At 72.4% G+C, this 17,905-nt stretch carries 16 protein-coding genes; 7 read left to right on the forward strand and 9 right to left on the reverse strand.

The annotated features are described in order from the left end of the window. Nucleotides 1–96: 96 nt before the first annotated feature. The gene (locus AB0C87_RS35440) at nt 97–1,488 is read right to left on the reverse strand and encodes an aspartate aminotransferase family protein (protein WP_360581403.1); all 1,392 of its coding nucleotides are present in this window, start codon (nt 1,486–1,488) and stop codon (nt 97–99) included. 162 nt (nt 1,489–1,650) lie between these two features. Between AB0C87_RS35440 and AB0C87_RS35445 the strand changes: the two genes are divergently transcribed. Continuing rightward, the gene (locus AB0C87_RS35445; RefSeq protein WP_345183150.1) at nt 1,651–2,532 is read left to right on the forward strand and encodes an alpha/beta hydrolase; all 882 of its coding nucleotides are present in this window, start codon (nt 1,651–1,653) and stop codon (nt 2,530–2,532) included. Here the strand turns inward: AB0C87_RS35445 and AB0C87_RS35450 are convergent. Beyond that, nucleotides 2,513–4,069, reverse strand: a complete 1,557-nt coding sequence (locus tag AB0C87_RS35450) for a GMC family oxidoreductase N-terminal domain-containing protein (protein ID WP_345183152.1) — start codon at nt 4,067–4,069, stop codon at nt 2,513–2,515. The two genes, AB0C87_RS35445 and AB0C87_RS35450, sit on opposite strands and share 20 nt — an antisense overlap. Nucleotides 4,070–4,248: 179 nt before the next feature. On the opposite strand from AB0C87_RS35450, the gene AB0C87_RS35455 reads away from it, so the two are divergent. After that, nucleotides 4,249–5,739, forward strand: a complete 1,491-nt coding sequence (locus AB0C87_RS35455; protein ID WP_345183155.1) for a tetratricopeptide repeat protein — start codon at nt 4,249–4,251, stop codon at nt 5,737–5,739. Between the two features lie 30 nt (nt 5,740–5,769). On the opposite strand, the gene AB0C87_RS35460 is transcribed toward AB0C87_RS35455, so the two are convergent. Beyond that, on the reverse strand, nt 5,770–6,342 hold the full coding sequence (locus AB0C87_RS35460) for a TetR/AcrR family transcriptional regulator (protein ID WP_345183157.1): 573 nt from the start codon (nt 6,340–6,342) through the stop codon (nt 5,770–5,772). 89 nt (nt 6,343–6,431) lie between these two features. Here AB0C87_RS35460 and AB0C87_RS35465 point away from each other — a divergent pair, with 89 nt between their 5' ends. Together AB0C87_RS35465 and AB0C87_RS35470 are read left to right on the forward strand one after the other, a co-directional pair. Further along, on the forward strand, nt 6,432–6,803 hold the full coding sequence (locus AB0C87_RS35465; RefSeq protein WP_345183159.1) for a DUF4267 domain-containing protein: 372 nt from the start codon (nt 6,432–6,434) through the stop codon (nt 6,801–6,803). 34 nt (nt 6,804–6,837) lie between these two features. Next, nucleotides 6,838–7,332, forward strand: coding sequence for a cupin domain-containing protein (locus AB0C87_RS35470; RefSeq protein WP_345183161.1), 495 nt, complete (start codon nt 6,838–6,840; stop codon nt 7,330–7,332). A 69-nt stretch (nt 7,333–7,401) separates the two neighbouring features. Here AB0C87_RS35470 and AB0C87_RS35475 read toward each other — a convergent pair whose 3' ends face one another. The 4 genes from AB0C87_RS35475 to AB0C87_RS35490 all read right to left on the reverse strand — a co-directional run bounded on the left by AB0C87_RS35475 (nt 7,402) and on the right by AB0C87_RS35490 (nt 11,689). Further along, nucleotides 7,402–8,667 carry a class I SAM-dependent methyltransferase gene (locus AB0C87_RS35475; RefSeq protein ID WP_345183164.1) on the reverse strand — a complete coding sequence of 422 codons (1,266 nt, stop codon included), beginning with the start codon at nt 8,665–8,667 and terminating at the stop codon, nt 7,402–7,404. 89 nt (nt 8,668–8,756) lie between these two features. Continuing rightward, nucleotides 8,757–10,124: an FAD-binding oxidoreductase gene (locus AB0C87_RS35480; RefSeq protein ID WP_360581404.1), complete on the reverse strand. Its 1,368-nt coding sequence runs from the start codon at nt 10,122–10,124 to the stop codon at nt 8,757–8,759. A 228-nt stretch (nt 10,125–10,352) separates the two neighbouring features. After that, nucleotides 10,353–10,871, reverse strand: a complete 519-nt coding sequence (locus AB0C87_RS35485; RefSeq protein WP_345183168.1) for a DUF1707 and DUF4870 domain-containing protein — start codon at nt 10,869–10,871, stop codon at nt 10,353–10,355. A gap of 35 nt (nt 10,872–10,906) precedes the next feature. After that, nucleotides 10,907–11,689, reverse strand: coding sequence for a polysaccharide deacetylase family protein (locus AB0C87_RS35490; protein ID WP_345183170.1), 783 nt, complete (start codon nt 11,687–11,689; stop codon nt 10,907–10,909). Nucleotides 11,690–11,889: 200 nt separating this feature from the next. Here AB0C87_RS35490 and AB0C87_RS35495 point away from each other — a divergent pair, with 200 nt between their 5' ends. After that, nucleotides 11,890–12,261 carry a hypothetical protein gene (locus AB0C87_RS35495; protein WP_345183172.1) on the forward strand — a complete coding sequence of 124 codons (372 nt, stop codon included), beginning with the start codon at nt 11,890–11,892 and terminating at the stop codon, nt 12,259–12,261. A 133-nt stretch (nt 12,262–12,394) separates the two neighbouring features. After that, nucleotides 12,395–13,264, forward strand: a complete 870-nt coding sequence (locus AB0C87_RS35500; protein WP_345183174.1) for an alpha/beta hydrolase — start codon at nt 12,395–12,397, stop codon at nt 13,262–13,264. 137 nt (nt 13,265–13,401) lie between these two features. Here the strand turns inward: AB0C87_RS35500 and AB0C87_RS35505 are convergent, their stop codons facing one another. Then, on the reverse strand, nt 13,402–14,388 hold the full coding sequence (locus AB0C87_RS35505; RefSeq protein ID WP_345183177.1) for a DUF4192 domain-containing protein: 987 nt from the start codon (nt 14,386–14,388) through the stop codon (nt 13,402–13,404). Nucleotides 14,389–14,568: 180 nt separating this feature from the next. On the opposite strand from AB0C87_RS35505, the gene AB0C87_RS35510 reads away from it, so the two are divergent. Beyond that, entirely contained in the window at nt 14,569–16,620 is a 2,052-nt protein-coding gene (locus tag AB0C87_RS35510; protein ID WP_353832703.1) for a helicase C-terminal domain-containing protein, read from the forward strand. On the opposite strand, the gene AB0C87_RS35515 is transcribed toward AB0C87_RS35510, so the two are convergent. Beyond that, entirely contained in the window at nt 16,617–17,828 is a 1,212-nt protein-coding gene (locus AB0C87_RS35515; RefSeq protein ID WP_345183179.1) for a pyridoxal phosphate-dependent aminotransferase, read from the reverse strand. The two genes, AB0C87_RS35510 and AB0C87_RS35515, sit on opposite strands and share 4 nt — an antisense overlap. Nucleotides 17,829–17,905 lie beyond the last annotated feature (77 nt).

Genomic DNA, 17,905 nt, shown 5'->3' on the forward strand with positions numbered 1-17,905 from the left:
CTCAAAGTAAAGATGCAAGCGCACACTGATCGGCGGGGTGACGCGCCTCACACCGGTTCGCCGGGGGCGCGGCGCGCCCGCGCCCCCGGCGTCCGGTCACAACCGTGTCCACGCCTCCTGGAGGACGGAGCGCAGGATCTGCTCGATCTCGTCGAAGTGCCCCTGGTCGCAGATCAGCGGCGGCGCCAGCTGGACGACGGGGTCGCCGCGGTCGTCGGCCCGGCAGTACAGGCCCGCCTCGTAGAGGGCCTTGTCGAGGAACCCGCGCAGCAGGCGCTCGGACTCCTCGTCGTCGAACGTCTCCCGCGTGTCCTGGTCCTTGACCAGCTCGATGCCGTAGAAGTAGCCGTCGCCGCGCACGTCCCCGACGATCGGCAGGTCGCGCAGCCGCTCCAGCGTGCCCCGGAACGCGTCCCGGTTGCGCATGACGTGCCCGTTCAGGTCCTCGCGCTCGAACAGGTCGAGGTTGGCCAGCGCGACCGCCGCCGACACCGGGTGCCCGCCGAACGTGTAGCCGTGCGCGAACATCTCCGTCCCGCCCTTGAACGGCTCGAACAGGCGGTCGGCCACGAGCATCCCGCCGAGCGGCGCGTACCCGGACGTCACACCCTTGGCGAAGGTGATGACGTCCGGCGTGTAGCCGAACCGCTCCGCGCCGAACGTCGTGCCGAGACGGCCGAACGCGCAGATCACCTCGTCCGACACCAGCAGGACGTCGTGCCGGTCGCAGATCTCCCGGACGCGCTCGAAGTAGCCGGGCGGCGGCGGGAAGCAGCCGCCGGCGTTCTGCACCGGCTCCAGGAACACGGCGGCGACGGTGTCGGCGCCCTCGAACTCGATGACCTCCTCGATCCGGTCGGCGGCCCACCGGCCGAACGCCTCGGGGTCGTCGCGGTGCTCGGCGGCCCGGTAGATGTTGGTGTTCGGCACCCGGAAGCCGCTCGGCACGAGCGGCTCGTACGGCGCCTTCAGGCCGGGCAGGCCGGTGATCGACAGCGCGCCGTGCGGGGTGCCGTGGTAGGCGACCGCCCGGCTGATCACCTTGTGCTTGCCCGGCTTCCCGGTGAGCTTGAAGTAGTGCTTGGCGAGCTTCCACGCGCTCTCCACCGCGTCGCCGCCGCCGGTGGTGAAGAAGACGCGGTTCAGGTCGCCGGGCGCGAGGGCGGCGAGCCGCTCGGCCAGCTCGACGGCCTTCGGGTGCGCGTACGACCAGATCGGGAAGTAGGCCAGCTCGGCGGCCTGCTTGGCGGCGGCCTGCGCCAGCTCCTCGCGGCCGTGCCCGGCCTGGACGGTGAACAGCCCGGCGAGGCCGTCCAGGTAGCGGCGGCCCGCCGAGTCGTAGACGTAGGGGCCCTCCCCGCGGACGATCACCGGGATCTCGCCGCCGTCCGGGGCCGCCGAGTGCCGCGCGAAGTGCATCCACAGATGGTCGCGCGCCGCCCTCTGCATCGCGTCGTGCTGCTGGCTGGTCACGTCCGACTCCGTCATCACGATTCCCTCGGTGCGATCGATCCAGTTGCTCTGATGCTATGTGACTGCGGATTCCGCTGTAAATACATGGTGATACGCCGATATCCGAAGAGAGAGGGCCCTGCCGGTCCGGCGCCGCGGAGCCGCGGGTACCGTTCGCCGCGAACCGAGGAGGCGTACATGGGCGACATCACGACCGGATCGGTCAACGCGAACGGGCTCGACTTCGGATACCTCGCCGCCGGCCCCCAGGACGGGCCCCTGGCGCTGCTGCTGCACGGCTTCCCCGACTCCCCGCACACCTGGCGGCACCTCATGCCGGAGCTGGCCGCCGCCGGCCACCGCGCCGTGGCCCCCTTCATGCGCGGCTACGCCCCCACGTCCGTCCCCGCGGACGGCGCGTACCAGAGCGGCGCCCTCGCCGCCGACGCCATCGCCCTGCACGAGGCGCTCGGCGGCGGCCCCGACGCCGTGGTCGTCGGTCACGACTGGGGCGCCTTCGCCACCTACGGCGCCGTCAACGCCGCCCCGGAACGCTGGCGCAAGGCGGTCGCCATGTCCGTTCCGCCCATCTCGGTGATGGCGACCTCGTTCTTCGACTACGAGCAGCTCAAGCGCTCGTTCTACATCTTCGTCTTCCAGACGCCGCTGGCCGAGCTCGCGTTCGGCCGGTCGTTCGTCGAGGGGCTGTGGCGCGACTGGTCCCCCGACGACGGCCGCGACCGGTCCGCGGACGTCGACCGCGTGATGGAGTGCCTCGCCGCGCCGGACAACGCCGCGGCGGCGATCGGGTACTACCGCGCGATGCTCGACCCGTCCCGGCTCGTCGACCGGTACGCGGCCGAGCAGCAGGCGACCACCATCGTGGGCGAGCGCCCCGTGCTCTACCTGCACGGCGCCGAGGACGGCTGCGTCGCCGCGGACGCGGTGGACCTCGACGCCGTCCGGGCCGCCCTCCCGCCCGGATCGCGGGCCGAGCGGATCGGCGGCGCCGGCCACTTCCTCCAGCTGGACCGCCCCGCCGAGGTGAACGAGCGCGTGCTCAGCTGGCTGGCGTCCTGACCAGGTCGGCGGCCTTCTCTCCGATCATGATGGCGGGGGCGTTGGTGTGGCCCCGGGTGATCTGCGGCAGGATCGACACGTCCGCGACCCGGAGCCCCTCGACGCCGCGGACGCGCAGGTCCGGGTCGACGACCGAGCCGGCGTCGGTGCCCATCCGGCACGTGCCGGTGGGGTGGTAGAGCGTCTCGGAGTGCCCCCGGACGTAGGCGGCCAGCGCGTCCTCGTCGTCCGCCCCCACGTAGGGCTGCATGACGTCGCCGACGAAGGGCCTGAGCGCGTCGGCGGCCAGCAGCTCCTCCGCGCGCCGCACGCCGTGCATCAGGCGCCGCAGGTCGCTCTCCTCCGTCAGGTAGGCGGGGTCGATCACCGGCGGCGCGGCCGGGTCGGCGGACGCGAGCGAGACGCGCCCGGACGACTCGGGCCGCAGCAGCACGACGCCGAGCGTCACGCCGTGCTCGGTCGGCGGGGTGAGCCCGTGCGCGACGTAGGGGGCCGGCGCGAAGATGAGTTCGAGGTCGGGGGCGTGCAGGGTGGGGGCGCTCTTGGTGAACACGACCGCCTCGCCCACGTTGGAGGTGAACGGCCCGCGCCGGGCGAGCAGGTAGCGGGCGATGTTCGGCAGCGACTCCGCGCCCGCGAGCGTGACCTTCCTCGGGCAGTGCCGGACGACGCCGACCGACAGGTGGTCCTGGAGATGGCGCCCCACCTGCGGGGACTCCACGACCGGCTCCACGCCCGCGCTCCGCAGGTGCTCGGGGTCGCCGACGCCGGACAGCATCAGCAGGTGCGGCGACCCGACCGCGCCCGCGGCCAGGATCACCTCGCGGCGCGCCGTGACGCGCCCGCCGCCGTACTCCACGCCGGTCGCCCGGCCGTCCTCGATCAGCACCCGCGACACCTGCGCGCCCGTCACGACGGTCAGGTTGGGACGCTTCCGCGCGGGACGCAGGTAGGCGTCGGCCGCGCTGCACCGCCTCCCGCGCCGCTGGCTGACCGGCGTGAGCGCGTACCCCTCGTTGGACGGGCCGTTCAGCTCCGGCAACCTGTTGAGGCCGGTGGCGGCGCACGCCTCCAGGAACGCCCGCGTGGTCACGTTCGGACTGCGCTGCTCGGAGATCGTGACCGGGCCGGAGGTGCCGTACACGTCGCCCTTGTTGCTGCCGACGCGCCCCTCCACGCGCTTGAAGTACGGGACGACGTCCTCGTACGACCAGCCGGGGACGTCCCAGTCGTCGTAGTCGTCGTAGTGCCCGCGCACCCACATCATCGCGTTCAGCGATGACGACCCGCCGAGCGTCCTCCCCCGCGGCCAGTACAGCTCGCGCCCGTCCAGCTCGGGCTGCCCGGCGGTGCTGTAGTCCCAGTCGTACTCGGTCTTGAAGAGCTTCGGGAACGCGGCCGGGATGTGGATCTCGCTCTTGTCGTCCGGGCCGCCCGCCTCCAGGAGGGCCACGGTGACGGAGGCGTCCTCGGAGAGGCGAGCGGCCAGGGCGCACCCCGCGGACCCGGCGCCGACGATGACATAGTCGTGTTCCATGGGGGCTCCAGCACTCCACGGGCCGCGGCACGGCCCGTTCTTCCCCCGGGCTTACCACCGGGAGGGGCCGCCCGTCCATGCGTGCGGAGCGGTTTCGGACGCATGGACGCCGGCGGGAACCCGGATCGGGCGCGCAGCGTCGATCCCGTGAACCTGTGATCACTCAGAGGGGGCGTGCGATGACCGAGTACCCGGCCGGATCAGTCGAACCGTACGAGCGCGGCCTGGAGGCCAGGCGCGGCGGGAACCTCGCGGAGGCCGAGGAGCTGCTGCGGGAGGCGTTCGAAGCCGGGCATCCGGGGGGCGCCCACGAGCTCGGGTCCCTCGCGGCGGAGCGCGGCGACGACCGGGAGGCCCTGGCGTGGTGGCGGCGGGCCGCCGAGGCGGGGCTTCCCGAGAGCGCCTTCGAGGTCGGCTACGGCGCGGAGCGGGACGGCGACCTGGAGACCGCCGAACGCTGGTACCGGCGGTCCGCCGAGGGCGGCTTCTCGGGCGGCGCCCTGAACCTGGGCATCCTGCTGGAGAACAGGGGCGACGTCGAACAGGCCATGGACTTCTTCCGCCGGGCCTGGGAGCTCGGCTCGGACAAGGCCGCGTTCAACCTCGGCCGGCTGTGCGACGACGACGGCAAGGGCGACCTCGAAGCGGCGGAGACCTGGTACCTCCGCGCCGCCGAGCGCGGCAACGGCGGCGCCGCGTTCAACCTGGGGTTCGTGCGCCAGGACAGGGGCGATCCCGCCGGGCGGCTCCAGGCGTGGCGGCTGGCCGCCGATCTCGGGCATCCCAAGGCCGCCTTCTGCCTCGGCGACCACGCGCAGAAGGCGGGCGACGAGAACGCCGCCATCGGCTGGTTCCGCAGATCGGTGCAGGAGGCCGGCGTCGAGCACGCCGCGCGCAGGCTCGGCGACCTCTACCGGCGCCGGGGCGACGAGCGCAGTGCCCGGTTCTGGTCGGAGTTCCTGAGCGGGCTCAGCTGCTACAGCCCGGAGTTCGAGGCGTTCGCCAGTGCGGGGTCGGCCGCGGCGATCCAGCGCCAGAACGTCCTCAACACCGCCGTCGGTGACGGCGACATCGCCTTCGACGTCGACGCGCGCACCATCACCGCGGGCGGACGCACCCTCCACGGCATGACGTTCCTCGGCAGCTTCTCCCACGTGAGCGACACGTGGCTGTGGGCGTGGGCCAACCCGCACTACGGCGTCGGCGTGCCCGCCGTCGCCCCGCTGGCCGCGGTCCGCGAGCACGGCGCGCGCCGCGCCGTTCCGGAACTGACGGCGGGACGTCTGGACCTCTCCGGCTTCCCCGACCCGCACCAGGCCGCGACCACCATGGCCATCGCCGCCGCCGCGCTGCTCGGCGGCAACGGCGTGCAGAGCTGCCGCGTGAACGACGGGCAGGGCTCGTTCTACTTCCACGTCGACGACCCGGCCCTGCCCGCGGCCGAGTTCGACCCGCTCTCGGCGACGCGCCTGATGATGACCGCCGCCGAGGTCTTCCCCACCGAGCAGCGCCGCGTCGTGCGCGGTTTCCTCACCCACCACGGGTGCCGGATCCGAGAGAGCGAGGAGATCATCGAGGGCGTCGCCCCGCAGGGCGGCCAGGTGACGGTCGCCTTCACCCCCGACGGCGCCATCAAGGCCACCAGCGCGGGCCGCACGGCCGCCGGCTGACCGGCCCGCCTCCGGCCGCGGCGGGCGGGGTCAGGCGGAGAAGCGGCGGAGCAGGACGGCCGTGCGAAGCTCGTGGTGCTCGCGGTGCATGCGCCCGTCGCGCATCAGGATGAGCAGGCCGTGCAGGCCGCTCCAGAGCGTCTCGGTGAGCACGTCCACGTCGTCCCCGCCCGCGAACGGCCGGACGGTCTCGCGCAGCTCGCCGAACGCCTCCTGGAGCGCGGGCGGCGCCTCGGGGGTCGCGAACGGCAGGTCGACGTCCCTGACGAACATCACGTCGTAGAGGGCGGGCCTGCGCTCCGCGAAGTCGGTGTAGGCCGCCGCGACCCCCGCCAGCGCCTCGGCGGGCCCGGACGCCGCCGTGCGCGCCCGCCGCAGCTCGTCCGCGAGCTCGGCGCACCCCTCGACCGCGACCGCCGCCATGATGGCGCCCTTGCCCTTGAAGTGGCTGTAGAGGACGGGCTGGCTGTACTCGATCTCCGCGGCGAGCCGGCGCGTCGTCACCGCGTCCCAGCCCTCGCTCTCGGCCAGCTCCCGCGCCGCCGTGATGATCAGCTTTTCGCGTTCCGCCCGCTCTCGCTCCCGGCGTCCCTGGATCGACATGGCAGTGATCCTAGCATTGCTAGCCATCCTGTCGGCGCTATGCTAGCGTCGTTCTCGTTCCTAGCACTGCTAGCACTAACGGAGACGCCATGCTGACCCCCATCGCCTACGGACTGGCCGTCGTGCTCGCCCTGTTCTGCGTTCTCATCGGCGCGCGGTTCCTCACCGCGCCGTACCCGGCGGCCGCCGGCTACGGCGTCCCCGCCAAGGCCGACGGCGACATCGCCTACCTGAGGATCAAGGGGCTGCGCGACCTGACGACCGGCCTCCTCGGCCTCGCCCTGATCGCTTTCGCCGGCGCCCACGCCGCGGGCTGGTACATGCTGGTCGTGGCCATCGCACCGCTCGGCGACACCCTGATCGTGCTGCGCCACGGCGGCACGAAGGCCGTCGCGTTCGGCATTCACTTCGCCACCGCCGTGGCCGTGCTCGCCAGCGCGGTCCTGCTGTTCGCCGTCTGACCCCCTCCCCTGTCCCGGACAAGGAGCCCCTCGCATGTCGCTGATCTCACCGGACTTCGACGAGTCCGTGATCGTCCGTTCCGCCGAGGCCGAGGTGATCGGCCGCTCCCCCGTCACCATCAGGCTGCTGGCCGACAGCGGCTCGACCGGCGGCGCCCTCTCCACCCAGCGCGTCACCCTGGCCACCGGCGCGGACGGCGCCAAACCGCACCGCCACGACGGTTCCGCCGAGATGTTCTACATGCTGGACGGCGCCGCCCAACTCCTCTCGGGCGAGCAGGTGGTGACCGCGGAACGCGGCGACCTCGTCGTCGTCCCGCCCGGCCTGCCGCACGCCTTCGCAGCGGCCCCCGGGGAGAGCGCCGACATCCTCATCGTCATCACCCCCGGCGTCGAGCGCTTCGAGTACTTCCGCCACCTGGAGCGCATCGCCTACGGGAAGGTCCCGCCCGAAAGCCTCCTGGACGTCCAGGAGATCTACGACACCTACTTCCTCACCAGCGCGGCCTGGGAGAAGGCGCGCGCCTGACGGCCCCGAAACGGCGACGAGCCGACCGGAACGTTCCGGTCGGCTCGTCGCCGTCTGAAGCGGCCGTCGTCACGATCCCCAGTCGGGGCGCAGCGGCATGCGGCTCGTGCCGTCGTCCTCCAGCTTCACGCCGAGCGTCTGGTGCAGCTGGATCCAGTTCTGGTTGAAGCCGAGCACGCAGCCCGCCATGTAGACGCGCCACACGCGGGCGGTTCCCTCGCCGACCTCGGCGACGGCCTCGTCCCAGTGCGCGTCGAGGTTCTCGCACCAGCCGGTGAGCGTGCGCGCGTAGTGCTCGCGCAGGTTCTCCTGGTGCCGGATCTCGAACCCCGCGTCGTTCATCTGGCTCTGGACGTAGCCCGGGCCCTCCAGTTCGCCGTCCGGGAACACGTACCGGTTGATGAACCCGTTCTCCTTGCGGGAAGGAGACGTGTTGTCCGGACGCGTGATGGTGTGGTTCAGCATCCGACCGCCCTTCTTCAGCTTCCCGTGGAGGAAGGAGAAGTAGGCCGGGAGGTTCTTCTTCCCGATGTGCTCGGTCAGGCCGATGGAGCTCACCGCGTCGAAGCCGGTCTCGGCCACGTCGCGGTAGTCCATGTGCCGGACCTCCGCGAGGTCGGACAGGCCCCGGTCGGCGATCGCCTTCTGCGCCCACTCGGCCTGCTGCTTGGACAGCGTGACGCCGAGCGCCTTGACCCCGTACTCCTTCGCGGCGTGCATCACCATGCCGCCCCAGCCGCAGCCGACGTCCAGCAGCCGCATCCCCGGCTTCAGCCCGAGCTTCTTGGCCACCAGGTCGTGCTTGTTGAACTGCGCCTCTTCCAGAGTGGCGCCCTCATGCGGGTAGCACGCGCAGGTGTAGGCCATCGAGGGGCCGAGCACCCACTCGTAGAAGGTGTTGGACACGTCGTAGTGGTGGGAGATGGCCCGCGCGTCCCGCTTCTTGGAGTGCCGGAGCCACGACGGGATGCGGCTGAACGGCGCCTCCTGCGGCGGCGGGTCCAGCCGGCGCGACGCCGCCGCGCGCAGCAGCGGATCGCGCAGCACCCCGCCGGCGATCCTCGCCTTGTCGCGCGGTGTCACGTCGCTGAGCACCTGCTGCATCGTGGTCAGCGCCGTGATCATGTCGCCGTCGACGTCGATCATGCCGGTGACGTAGGCGCGGGCGAGCCCCAGCGCGCCCGGCGAGTGCAGCAGGTACGAGACCGCGTACGGTGAGCGCACGTCGAAACGGATGTCGGCGCCGGGCACCCCCGCCCGAGATCCGTCGTAGGCCGTGAACTCCACTGGCGCCTCAGCCCCGGCGAGCTGCTCGAAGACCCTGGCCAGCGTCATTGTGGTTCCTCCTGTCTCTCCGCCCCGGCCCGGGCGGCGGCGGTCGGGCCGCCTCCCGCGCGGGGCTCCCCCGAACTGCGGGCGCCTGGTCAGCGTCCGCGCACGCACTTGTCGTAGAGGTCCAGCAGCCGCCCGCGCGGATCGTAGACCCCCTTGAGCCGCCGGTAGGTCTCCCCGTCGTAGTACCGCCAGAACTCGTCCCGGCTGTAGAAGGCCGTCGAGTACAGGGACTTGTGGCCGTCGAGGGCGGCGACCTTACGCTCGATGAGCCGGTTGTGGTACTCGGGGATCTGCCCCGGCGGGATCCGCACCGTCCCCCAGAAACCGGCGTTCACGTAGGGGCGGCCCACGTCGAGCGGGTACAGCGGCCACCGCTCCTTCGCACGCAGCGGGCACAGCCAGATCGGGCTCATGCCCACCTTGTCGTGGAAGAACTCCAGGAACTCCGGAAGCCGCTCGACCGGCACCTCGATGTCCTGGATGACGTCCTCGCGGGGCCGCAGCCCCCGCCACCGCTCCGCGCGCGCGACGATCTGGTACCGGCGGTCGTAGGCGACCAGCTTGCGGTACACGTCGGAGCGCTTGAACTTGTCGGGCCACAGCCGCCGGACCGTCGGGTTCTGCACGCCGAACGCGCCCGAGCACCAGAACCAGTCGGTGTCCCAGCGCCAGATGTAGTCGCGGATCGTGAGGAAGTCGACCGACCGCTGCTGGATCGACCGGTAGTAGATCTTCTGGCCGGTGTAGTCGGAGGTGTAGGGCGCGGAGTCGGCGAAGAAGCCGAGCGTGATGTACTGCTCGTCCGCGCCGAAGACCGTCCCGTCCATGAAGTCGACGGTCTCGTCCTCGAACGTCCCGGACTCGGTGATCTCCCCCAGGACGCGGGCGAGCTCCGCCGCGTCGGTGAACCGCAGGTGCCGCAGCCGGACGTAGGGCCGGACGGGGCGCAGCTCGATCTTCAACCGGAGGCTGTAGCCGAGCGTCCCGTAGGAGTTCGGGAAGCCGTAGAACAGGTCCTTGTGCTCGTTGTCGCGCGTCGCCGTGACGACCTGCCCGTCGCCGGTGAGGACCTCCAGCTCCAGGACGCCCTCGTGCGGCAGCCCGTCGCGGAACGACGTCGACTCGATGCCGAGCCCGGTCACCGCCCCGCCCAGCGTGATCGTCTTCAGCTGGGGGACGACCGTCGGCATCAGCCCGTGCGGCAGCGTCGCGTCGACCAGGTCCTCGTAGGTGGTCATGCCCTGGACCTGCGCGGTCCGCTCGTCCGGGTCGACGCTCAGCACCTTGTCGAAGCCGGAGACGTCCAGGCCGGGCGCCGCCGAGGGGTCGCGCCACCGGAACAGGTTCGAGGTCCGCTTGGCCAGCCGCACCGGCGTGCCCTCCGGAATGGCCTGGTAGGACCTCCTGAGCGCCTCCACCGCCCGCTGGTGATCGCCCTTGATCGCAAGCTCCGTCATCTACCCCTCCCTCGCATAGTTAATCGATCATCCCATGCATGGTCCACATAACTCGGACGTTAAAGGAGTCACAGGTAGAGAGGGGAATAAACCCACGGGCGTGCGCATAGGCGTCGTTCCATCTCCTGGAGGCGGCCGGTCGCGCTCGACGCGACCACGTCAACCCTCCCCGGAGGGATCCTCCGACAAACCCGAGCCGCGTTCAACGTCAGGCCCGCGCGCCCCGCGTCACTTCACCAGGCGCAGGATCCACGGATAGCGGAACGTCTGGCCGGTCAGCGCGAAGACGGCCGCGATCGCCGACAGCACCCACGCCACCGCGTACACGACCCCGCCGACGCCGAAGGTGACGATCGTGAGCAGCAGCAGCGTCACCTGGAAGTTCACGGCCTCCGCCGCCTGCCGCCGGACGTAGGGCGACCGCTTGCCGCTCAGCAGCATCAGCACCAGCGGGCCGACGAACAGCGTCGGGACGGCGACCGCGTGCGCGGCGGCGGCCAGCATCCGGTCCTCGCCCGTGGCGGCCTCGCCCCCGGCCGGCGCGGGCGCCGCCGGAACGGGCACCAGATCGAGGAGGACGGCGCCGAGGTCGTTGCGCGTCTTGGCCGTCATCGCCAGCTGCACGCGCATGTCGAACTCGTCCTCGTCGAGCCGCCCCTCGGCGTAGGCGTCCTGAAGCCGCTGGATGACCGGTTCCCGCTCGGCGTCCGAGACCCGCAGATCCCCCACCGCGTAGCTGCTGTTCATACGCCCATGCTCCGCGCGGCACCGCCGCGGGGCCATCAGGGAAGACCCTGAGGATCCCCTGAATTCCGCTGGACGTACTCCTTCCCGGGGGTCAGGCGCCCGCCGAACAGCTCGGGCACCGTGACGAACACGTACCCTTCGGCCGCCAGCCGGTCGATGATCTTCGGGACGGCCTTCACACTCGTCGGATGGATGTCGTGCATCAGCACGATGTAACCCGGCCGCGCCGCCTTCAGCACCCGCTTCTCGACGTAGGCGGTGTCGCGGTGCTCCCAGTCGAGGGGGTCGACCGACCACAGCACCTGGGCCATCCCCAGCTCCCGCGTGATCTTCGTCAGCCGCTCGGAGGTCGACCCGTAGGGCGGCCTGAGCAGGGTGGGCGTGACCCCGGACGCCCGCCGGATCGCGTCCTGCGTCCGGGTCAGCTCGTCCATGATCTTCTTGTGGGACGCCCGCCCGAGGTCGGCGTGGGTGTAGCTGTGGTCGGCGATCTCGTGCCCGGCCTCCAGCTCGCGCCGCACGAGCTCCGGATGCTTCGCCGCGTTCTCCCCCACGATGAAGAACGTCGCCCGGACCTTGCGGGCGGCGAGGATGTCGAGCAGCTCCGCGGTGCTCTCCGCGGGCCCGTCGTCGAACGTCAGCGCCAGGCACTTGGCCCGCGCGCAGTCGGGCGGCGGCGGCTTCGGAGGCGCGGCCGGTCGCGGCGGGGTCTTCGCCTTCGCGGGCTCGGCGCGGGCGATGGGTCCCACCTGGCCCTGGGCCGGGGTGAGGGTGCTCAGGAGCCCGAACACCGCGACCGCGAGCACGGCTCCGGCCACCCGCCGAACAAGGTTCGGCCCGTTCATCGACACCCCCGCGTGATGATCCCCCGAAGGCGCCAGTCTAGGGCGCGGCCCCCCGGCCCGCCGGGGTCGTCGCCGCTGTGTCGGGAACCAGGGCGCCGCCGGTCTCGTTATCGTCGTACACCGCAAGCCCGCTCCGGAGCTCCTCCGGGCGGGACCCGACGACGGGGTGAGGGATGAGGTTCCGGGACCGGTTCGGGATCCGCAGGCACCGCGGGTCCACGGTGACCAGGCTCGACAGGGAGGCGACGGACTCCGACATCGAGGCGCTGATCGCCTTCGCCCGCGCCCGCCGCGGCGTCGAGTTCTTCGTCGAGCCCGAGACGTACGCCACCGACACCACGGCCGTCGCCGTCGCCCACGACGGCGAGTGGACCCGCCGCCGCGTCGGCTCCCCCAAGGTCATCGGCAAGGTGGCCCGCGACCTCGGCCTGCCCGTCTACGACGTCCAGATCGTCGGCTACCCGCCCCGCATGCGCGCCTGGAACGACCGCAACCGCGACCGGCGCATCGACCCCGGCACCCCGGGCCAGGCCGTCTCCTCCTGACCCGCCCGCGGAGTCCCGGAGGCCGGAGGCCGGGGGCCCTCGGGTGGCGCGGGTCGCGGGCTCGTCCCCGTGCTCGGCGTCCTGGTCGATCCGGGGCCGATGAGTCTTGGTAGCGGCCGGAGTCAGTTTGGTCATGACTACGCAGGTACTCGAGACTCCCGAGGTCGACCTCGTCTACGACGTCCACGGGCCGCCGCCGGCCGCCGGCGGGCGCCCGCCGCTGTTCATGGTCGGCCAGCCCATGGACGCCGGCGGCTTCGGTGCGCTGGCGTCGCACTTCCCTGACCGCACCGTGGTCACCTACGATCCGCGCGGTCTCGGCCGCAGCATCCGCAAGGACGGCCGCGTCGACCAGGTGCCCGAGACCCAGGCCGGCGACCTGCACGCCCTCATCGAGGCGCTCGGCGCGGGCCCGGTCGAGATGTTCGCGAGCAGCGGCGGGGCGGTGACCGCGCTCGCGCTCGTGACCGCCCACCCCGAGTGCGTGACCACCCTCGTGGCGCACGAGCCGCCGCTCATCGCGGTGCTTCCCGACGCCCGGGCCGCCGAGCGCGCCCGGGCCGGCGTCCGCGACGCCTACGAGGACGCGGGCTCGGGCGCCGGCATGGCGGCCTTCATCGTGATGACGTCGTGGCAGGGCGAGTTCACCGACGCCTACTTCGCCCAGCCCGCGCCGGACCCCGCCGCGTTCGGGCTGCCGACCGAGGACGACCGGTCCCGTGACGATCCGCTGCTGTCCGACCGGTCGTGGGCGATCAGCGACTACCGGCCCGACGTCGACGCGCTGACCGCGGCAGCGGCAAGGACCGTGATCGCGGTGGGCGAGGAGTCCGGGGATACCTTCACCGCACGCACCTCGGTGGCGATGGCCGAGCTGCTCGGTCAGCGACCGGCCGTCTTCCCGAGTCACCATGGTGGCTTCGTCGGCGGCGAGTCCGGCTACGCCGGGCAGCCCGAGGCCTTCGCGCGCAGGCTCCGCGAGGTGCTCGACGACGCCGGCTGACAGTGGTCCTTCAGAACCCGGCGCCCAGGTGCTCGGCATGCTCACGCTGTCCGCCGCCCTCGCGGCTGCGGTCACCCACGACGCCGCACGCGCCACCGACCTCCGTCTGCACCATGGCTTTCCTCCCGGTAGTCCGGTCACCAGGCCGCTCGCGCTCCGCCGTTCGCCGAACGGTCCAGGTTCTGCGGACGGGCCATGCCCGTCCGCAGTTTGGCGGGTGCGATGCCTGCGTTGACCACTTCGCGGAGGATGACGGCCATGGAGTAGGCGGGGTCGGCGTCCAGGGCGCGCTGCAGGGCGACGTTGGCCAGGCCGCCGTCGCCGGCGGAGTAGGCGGCGAAAGCCAGCAGGGACGCGGGCGCCGGGACGCGGGCGGGGTCGACGCGGCGGACGATGTCGCGCCAGAACGCGATGTCGGCGGCCGATGCGTCCTCTTCGAGGCGGATCCAGGTCTCGTCGCGGACGCGCGGGTCGGTGAGGACGAGGCCGAGCCAGGCGACCTCGTCGTCGGTCGGGCGGGAGCCGGTGCGGGCGCGGGCCGTCAGCGCGAGGACGAAGGCGAGGTCGTCTTCGGCGGACGAGATCGGCCGGGCCAGGTAGCGCCGCTCGGCGCGCTCGGCGGCGCGGCGCATAGCGGTGCGGGCAGGGCCCTCGGGCGGCCGGACGGAGGCGATCAGCTCGGCGCGGTCGGCCAGGGCCACGTGGCCTCCGAAGGTCGCCTCGGCGGCGACGGCGCTGGCGGAGATGTCGTACGGGGTGCCTTCGGGTGGGCAGCAGACGTCGTCGCAGGTGAGCGACCACCAGCGGCCGTCGGCGACGCGGATGGCCTCGGCGACGGGGACGCCGGCGGCGGCCAGGGCCGCGCGCATGGGCCGGGCGGCCTCCGCCACCTCGCCCGGCGGGCCGTACCCGAGCAGGAGCGAGCGGGCGAAGCCGTTGCCGGCCAGGACGGCGGCGACGCGTTCGGCGGCGCCCGGCGCCGGTAAGTCGAGCCGGATCGCGCATGTGCCGCCGGATCGTCCCTCGAAGCCGATGACGACGAGGCTGCGCGAGGGGTGGAAGCCGAGCAGGTAGGGGACGGCCGCGATGGCGTCCTGGGCGGAGCGGATCACCAGTGATGTCATGGGTCGAGGTTGTCAGGGGCGGCGGAGGCGCCGCCGCGACTCTCGGAACTGTGGATAACTCCCGGGTGATTCGGGGCGCGGTCGTGCGGGACGGGACGCGGGTGTCGGCCGCGGGCGGTAGCGTTGGGCGACGTGCCCGCCCCTGATCTGCTGACCGGCAGCGAGACCCAGATTCCCGACATGGCGACCCTGCTCGCCGCGGCCGTCGCGTCCGTCGGGGGCGCCGAGCGCCCCGGGCAGGTGGCGATGGCGCGGGCGGTCGAGAAGGCCATCGACTCCGGGGAGCACGTCGCCGCGCAGGCCGGTACGGGGACGGGCAAGTCGCTCGCCTACCTGGTCCCCGCGATCCGCCACGCCGTCAAGGAGAAGACGACCGTGGTGGTGTCCACGGCGACGATCGCGTTGCAGCGCCAGCTCGTCGACCGCGACCTGCCGCGGCTCGCGGAGGCCCTCGGCCCGCTGCTCGGGACGGAGCTGAAGTTCGCGATCCTCAAGGGGCGCCGCAACTACCTGTGCCTGCACCGGGTGCAGACGGGCGTGCCGGAGGAGGAGGACGGCGGGCCGAGCCTGTTCGACCCGCAGCAGCTGTCCACGCTCGGACGGCAGGTCAAGCGGCTGAACGAGTGGGCCGAGGAGACCAAGACCGGCGACCGCGACGAGCTGGTGCCGGGGGTGGGCGAGCAGGCGTGGCGGCAGGTCGCCGTGACGGCGAAGGAGTGCCTGGGCGCGCAGCGGTGCCCGCAGGGCAGCGAGTGCTTCGCCGAGCTGGCGCGGGCGGAGGCCGGCGAGGCGCACATCGTCGTCACCAACCACGCGCTGCTGGCCATCGACGCCCTGGAGGAGTTCCAGGTCCTGCCCGAGCACGACGTGGTGATCGTCGACGAGGCCCATGAGCTGGTCGACCGGGTCACCTCGGTCGCGACCGGGGATCTGAGCGCGGCCGGTGTGGAGACGGCCGCGCGGCGGTGCGGGCGGCTGACCGAGGAGCACCTCGCCGACCGGCTCAAGGAGGCCGCCGAAGGGCTCGGCCTCCTGCTGGAGGAGATGCCCGCGGGCCGGATGGACGTCCTGCCCGGCGGCCTGGGCAACACGCTGGCGTCCGTCCGGGACGCCGCGCACGCCTGCGTCACGGCGCTCGGGCCCGAGAAGAAGGACGCCGACCCCGGCGACATGGCCGCGCGGAAGGCGGCGCGGTCCTCGCTCGAGGAGCTGCACGACACGGCCGTGCGGATCCTGGAGGCGTTCCAGCCCGAGATGGCGCAGCGCTTCGACGTGGTGTGGCTGGAGAAGCCGTTCGTCCCGGAGGGGCGCCCGAAGCGGCCGCCGGCGCTGCACGTGGCGCCGATCGGTGTCGGCGGGCTGCTGCGCGCGACGCTGTTCGAGCAGCGCACCGCGGTCCTCACGTCGGCGACGCTCACGCTGGGCGGGTCGTTCGAGCCGCTCGCCCGCCAGTGGGGGCTGCCGCCACTGGACGAGGGCGGCCCGAAGGACGCCAAGACCGCCGCCGAGGGCCTCGCGCGGACCGCGACGGAGAAGGGCGAGGAGACCGAGGTCGTCTGGTCGGGGCTCGACGTCGGTTCGCCGTTCGACCATCCGAAGGCGGGCATCCTCTACGTCGCGCGGCATCTGCCGCAGCCGGGGCGGGACGGCCTCGCCGACGCCTACCTGACCGAGATCACCGAGCTGATCGAGGCGGCGGGCGGGCGGACGCTCGGCCTGTTCTCCTCGATGCGCGCCGCGCGCCAGGCCGCCGACGAGCTGAAGGACCACCTGTCCCACCCGCTGCTGTGCCAGGGCGACGACTCCACGTCCCTGCTGGTGAAGCAGTTCGCCGAGGACGAGCGCACCTGCCTGTTCGGCACCCTGTCGCTCTGGCAGGGCGTGGACGTCCCCGGCCCCTCGCTGCAGCTCGTCATCATGGACCGCATCCCGTTCCCGCGCCCGGACGACCCGGTGTCGTCGGCGCGGTCCCGGGCCGTCGCGGCGCGCGGCGGCAACGGGTTCATGGCGGTCGCGGCGACGCACGCGGCGCTGCTGCTCGCGCAGGGCGCGGGCCGGCTGCTGCGGTCGATGGACGACCGCGGCGTGGTCGCCGTCCTCGACCCGCGGCTCGCCACGGCCCGCTACGGCGGCTTCCTCAAGAACTCGCTGCCGCCGTTCTGGGCGACCACGGATCCCGCCGTCGTCCGCGGCGCCCTCCGCCGGCTGGACGCCGCCGCGACGCCGTCCTAGCCGCGGTAGGCGGAGAGGAACTCGCCGATGCGCCCGACGGCGTCCTCCAGGTCGTCGGCGTACTGGAGGGTGACGATGCGGAAGTGGTCGGTGGACGGCCAGTTGAAGCCCGTCCCCTGGACGATGAGCAGCTTCTGCTGCTCCAGCAGGTCGAGGGCGAAGCGCATGTCGTCCTCGATCGGGTACATCTCCGGGTCCAGGCGCGGGAAGACGTAGAGGGCGCCCGTGGGCTTGACGCAGCTGACGCCCGGCAGGTCGTTCAGGAGTTTCCAGGCGCGGTCGCGCTGCTCGCCGAGGCGTCCGGTCGGCAGGACGAGGTCGTCGATGCTCTGGTAGCCGCCGAGCGCGGCCTGGATGGCGTGCTGCCCCGGGACGTTCGGGCACAGCCGCATGTTGGCGAGGATGTCGAGGCCCTCGATGTAGGACTCGGCGTGCTCCTTCGGCCCGGACAGCACCACCCATCCCGAGCGGAACCCGGCGACGCGGTAGTTCTTCGACAGGCCGCCGAAGGTGAGGCACAGCAGGTCGGGGGCCAGGGACGCGATCGGGACGTGCTCGGCGTCGTCGTAGAGGATCCGGTCGTAGATCTCGTCCGCGAAGATGATCAGGTTGCGGCGGCGGGCGACCTCGACGATGCGCGCGAGCACCTCGCGCGAGTAGACGGCGCCGGTCGGGTTGTTCGGGTTGATGATCACCAGCGCGCGGGTGCGGTCGCCGATCTTGGACTCGATGTCGTCCAGGCTCGGCTGCCACCCGTCGTCCTCGTCGCACAGGTAGTGGACGGGGGTGCCCCCGCACAGCGACACCGACGCCGTCCACAGCGGGTAGTCGGGCGTCGGGATGAGCACCTCGTCGCCGTCGTTGAGCAGCGCCTGCAGCGTCATGACGATGAGCTCGGAGACGCCGTTGCCGAGGTAGACGTCCTCGACGTCGACGCCGGTGACGCCGCTGTCCTCGAAGCGCTGCACGATGGCGCGGCGGGCGGGGAGGATGCCCTTGGAGTCGCTGTAGCCGTGCGCCTCCGGCAGGTTGCGGATCATGTCCTGGAGGAGCTCGGGCGGGGCCTCGAACCCGAAGGGGGCCGGGTTGCCGATGTGCAGCTTGAGGATCTTGCTTCCCTCGTTCTCCAGCTGCTTGGCGCGCTTGAGGACCGGCCCGCGGATGTCGTAACAGACATTGGTCAGCTTGCCCGACTGGTTGACCTGCATGGACTTACCTTAGCCACGGCGCGCCCGCGACACGCGGCCCGCCCCGCGACGGCCTCGCGACCTGGGAGGACGCCCCG

The organism is Actinomadura sp. NPDC048021, from assembly GCF_040653135.1.
In the GTDB taxonomy this organism is placed as follows: Bacteria; Actinomycetota; Actinomycetes; order Streptosporangiales; family Streptosporangiaceae; genus Spirillospora; species Spirillospora verrucosospora.

Excerpts from the sequence above, each read along its gene's own strand:
- AB0C87_RS35440 (WP_360581403.1), bottom strand. The coding sequence starts at position 1,488 with ATGACGGAGTCGGACGTGACCAGCCAGCAGCACGACGCGATGCAGAGG.
- AB0C87_RS35445 (WP_345183150.1), top strand. The coding sequence starts at position 1,651 with ATGGGCGACATCACGACCGGATCGGTCAACGCGAACGGGCTCGACTTC.
- AB0C87_RS35450 (WP_345183152.1), bottom strand. The coding sequence starts at position 4,069 with ATGGAACACGACTATGTCATCGTCGGCGCCGGGTCCGCGGGGTGCGCC.
- AB0C87_RS35455 (WP_345183155.1), top strand. The coding sequence starts at position 4,249 with ATGACCGAGTACCCGGCCGGATCAGTCGAACCGTACGAGCGCGGCCTG.
- AB0C87_RS35460 (WP_345183157.1), bottom strand. The coding sequence starts at position 6,342 with ATGTCGATCCAGGGACGCCGGGAGCGAGAGCGGGCGGAACGCGAAAAG.
- AB0C87_RS35465 (WP_345183159.1), top strand. The coding sequence starts at position 6,432 with ATGCTGACCCCCATCGCCTACGGACTGGCCGTCGTGCTCGCCCTGTTC.
- AB0C87_RS35470 (WP_345183161.1), top strand. The coding sequence starts at position 6,838 with ATGTCGCTGATCTCACCGGACTTCGACGAGTCCGTGATCGTCCGTTCC.
- AB0C87_RS35475 (WP_345183164.1), bottom strand. The coding sequence starts at position 8,667 with ATGACGCTGGCCAGGGTCTTCGAGCAGCTCGCCGGGGCTGAGGCGCCA.
- AB0C87_RS35480 (WP_360581404.1), bottom strand. The coding sequence starts at position 10,124 with ATGACGGAGCTTGCGATCAAGGGCGATCACCAGCGGGCGGTGGAGGCG.
- AB0C87_RS35485 (WP_345183168.1), bottom strand. The coding sequence starts at position 10,871 with ATGAACAGCAGCTACGCGGTGGGGGATCTGCGGGTCTCGGACGCCGAG.
- AB0C87_RS35495 (WP_345183172.1), top strand. The coding sequence starts at position 11,890 with ATGAGGTTCCGGGACCGGTTCGGGATCCGCAGGCACCGCGGGTCCACG.
- AB0C87_RS35500 (WP_345183174.1), top strand. The coding sequence starts at position 12,395 with ATGACTACGCAGGTACTCGAGACTCCCGAGGTCGACCTCGTCTACGAC.
- AB0C87_RS35505 (WP_345183177.1), bottom strand. The coding sequence starts at position 14,388 with ATGACATCACTGGTGATCCGCTCCGCCCAGGACGCCATCGCGGCCGTC.
- AB0C87_RS35510 (WP_353832703.1), top strand. The coding sequence starts at position 14,569 with ATGGCGACCCTGCTCGCCGCGGCCGTCGCGTCCGTCGGGGGCGCCGAG.
- AB0C87_RS35515 (WP_345183179.1), bottom strand. The coding sequence starts at position 17,828 with ATGCAGGTCAACCAGTCGGGCAAGCTGACCAATGTCTGTTACGACATC.